Here is a 2,484-nt window from a genome sequence, read left to right as displayed (position 1 = left end):
ATTTTTAGATTTGATTTTTGCTTTTGATAACGAAGCAATTCTCTTCCCAAAGGGGAAGATTTTTCCCTTTTGGTAGTTAAGAACGTAATACTCCCATTAAAAATTGGTCAATAGAATCGTGAAATATCGGAACGCAGTGAGAATATGTTGCGAAAGTCTATTGATCAATTTTTAAGGCACTTAGAAAAGAACTGTCTGGTGCAGGTTTCCAGACCGTTCTTTTCTTAGTGCCTTATGGGACGTATTATGGTTCGTTACCAAAAGGAAAAATCGCACTTCAAATAGCAAAGCTTGCTTTGCTTTCCTTTGGTCCTTTCCTCTTTTGTTCCTGGGGTTTGCTCTTCATTGTCGTGGGATCGTTAAGAATCAGACAGGAACTTAGAAAGCGTTATTAGGTGGCCATTTACACGCTCTTTGTAAATAGCCAATTAATTACACTTTCTTGTTATCGGCTGGTTTAGGTCACAGCGAGATGCCATAAATTGTTCGGGTGCGTCTTCCAGCAGCCGTACAAATTATGAGCAGACCTCTGGGCAATCCCAAAAGCTTTTTATACGTATATTTACTGACTCCATATAGGTGTTCACCATAAATTTATAAGTAAAAGATTCACTTTATAAATACCTATAAACCACAAGTGGTTTAGAATCGCCCAAATAAAAAAATCTTCCCAATTAAGAGAAGATCTTTTAACATACTATTTTCTTTTAATAACCTTGTCGATCTCCTGTTCTAATAACTCTAAATCATTCATTCTTTCATTTAATTGAGTCTCGAATTGAGTCCCTGCATACATTGTTTCTTCGTCTTTTTTAAGTTGCTCGATTTTGTTTTGAATATTATCAATGATATTCATAGAACAAAACTCCTTTATATTTGTATTTTTAATTTCCGAAAAACCGAATTTTCATTGCTTGCAAAACAGAATTGCTAATTTCATCACCATAATTAAAATCCAGACTGACTTCGTTTCCATTAAATAGACTAAGACCGATTTCCACTAATTTATAAGTCGAACCAGTTAACCCTTCATGATTGGGAATAAGCTTATTTTTCTTCTCGCTATACTCGGCCAACAAATTTAATGGACCTCCACCTATATTGATTTTTGTTTTCGGAATTAATTTATAAACCTCTGGAACACTGGCTATATAAATATTTGCTCGATATTGGGGATCATTAGCTTTCTTTTCAAAAAAGCTAATTAGATTAGAAAAGTTTGATTCGTGTTCATTATCAATAAAGTACATTAATCATTTTCCTCCTTTGTGATTCGGATTCAATAAATCCGCAAAAATAAACGAACCTTTGCTTTCGTAGTTCTCTAAAAGACTGAGGGTAGCTAATCGAATTAAGTTTGCTTGTGATAATCCTGTTTCTTTACCCATTTTCTCTAACTTAGCTTTTGCTTCTTCAGACAAATTGACATTTATAACTGGCATACTAAATTCACCCCATTTCAGTATCTATTATATATTTAAATGGTATGATATTAATACCAAAAAGACTTTATTTATCAATATAAACCACTTGTGGTTTATATTGATAACCTAATTCTATTTATTCACCTATTACAAACCACTTGTGGTTTGTATCTTTTTTTGATTTCAATAGTGCTGTCAATATTTTATATGTTGGCAGCACTACTTTTTTCGTCACCATACTGCGAACAGCAGTATGGTGACTTCATTTTCATAATTTCAGGTCTTCATTTTAAATAAGAAAGGGGAATCCCCTTTTTTACATATAGCCTTTCTGTTTTAAGGAAATACCTTCTTCATTTCCAACTATTATATGGTCAAGTAACTCTATTCCTAATATGCTACCGGCTTCGACAATTCGCTTAGTTACTTGAATATCTTCATTTGAAGGAGTTGGGTCAAACGAAGGGTGGTTATGAGCCATCACGATAGTTGCTGCATTGTTCAATATGGCACTTTTGAAAACCTCTCTTGGGTGAACAATTGAAGCATTTATAGAACCAACGTGGCAACGATGAACAGCGATTATTTTGTTTTTTATGTTCAAGCATAGAACCAATAATATCTCTCTATCTTCATCGCCTATAAGCTGTCTAATTGCGTCGATAAGAGTGCTTGGGCTTTTTATTTGAATATCTTTCAAGAATTCATATTTTTCTTGGACCTCTAATACCTCTTGTTTGATTCTGATTATCTCAACGATTTTTTCCATTTTTCATTTCTCCTTTTATTTTTAGATTTGATTTTTGCTTTTGATAACGAAGCAATTCTCTTCCCAAAGGGGAAGATTTTTCCCTTTTGGTAGTTAAGAACGTAATACTCCCATTAAAAATTGGTCAATAGAATCGTGAAATATCGGAACGCAGTGAGAATATGTTGCGAAAGTCTATTGATCAATTTTTAAGGCACTTAGAAAAGAACTGTCTGGTGCAGGTTTCCAGACCGTTCTTTTCTTAGTGCCTTATGGGACGTATTATGGTTCGTTACCAAAAGGAAAAATCGC

Annotated in this window: 4 protein-coding genes; all 4 read right to left on the bottom strand. The window is 33.8% G+C overall.

What is annotated here, in order from left to right; translation table 11 throughout:
- Positions 1-697: 697 nt before the first annotated feature.
- On the bottom strand, positions 698-856 hold the full coding sequence (locus ACRC6Q_RS19265; protein WP_431467267.1) for a hypothetical protein: 159 nt from the start codon (positions 854-856) through the stop codon (positions 698-700).
- 28 nt (positions 857-884) lie between these two features.
- A complete protein-coding gene (locus tag ACRC6Q_RS19260; protein ID WP_431467266.1) occupies positions 885-1,250 on the bottom strand; it encodes a hypothetical protein in 366 nt (121 codons plus the stop codon).
- Between the two features lie 3 nt (positions 1,251-1,253).
- The gene (locus ACRC6Q_RS19255; protein ID WP_431467265.1) at positions 1,254-1,442 is read right to left on the bottom strand and encodes a ribbon-helix-helix protein, CopG family; all 189 of its coding nucleotides are present in this window, start codon (positions 1,440-1,442) and stop codon (positions 1,254-1,256) included.
- Positions 1,443-1,740: 298 nt separating this feature from the next.
- Positions 1,741-2,193 carry a RadC family protein gene (gene radC / locus ACRC6Q_RS19250; RefSeq protein WP_431467264.1) on the bottom strand — a complete coding sequence of 151 codons (453 nt, stop codon included), beginning with the start codon at positions 2,191-2,193 and terminating at the stop codon, positions 1,741-1,743.
- Positions 2,194-2,484 lie beyond the last annotated feature (291 nt).

The organism is Planococcus sp. SE5232 (assembly GCF_050686535.1).
Classification (GTDB): Bacteria; Bacillota; Bacilli; order Bacillales_A; family Planococcaceae; genus Planococcus.
This window is presented reverse-complemented; position numbering and strand designations above follow the sequence as displayed.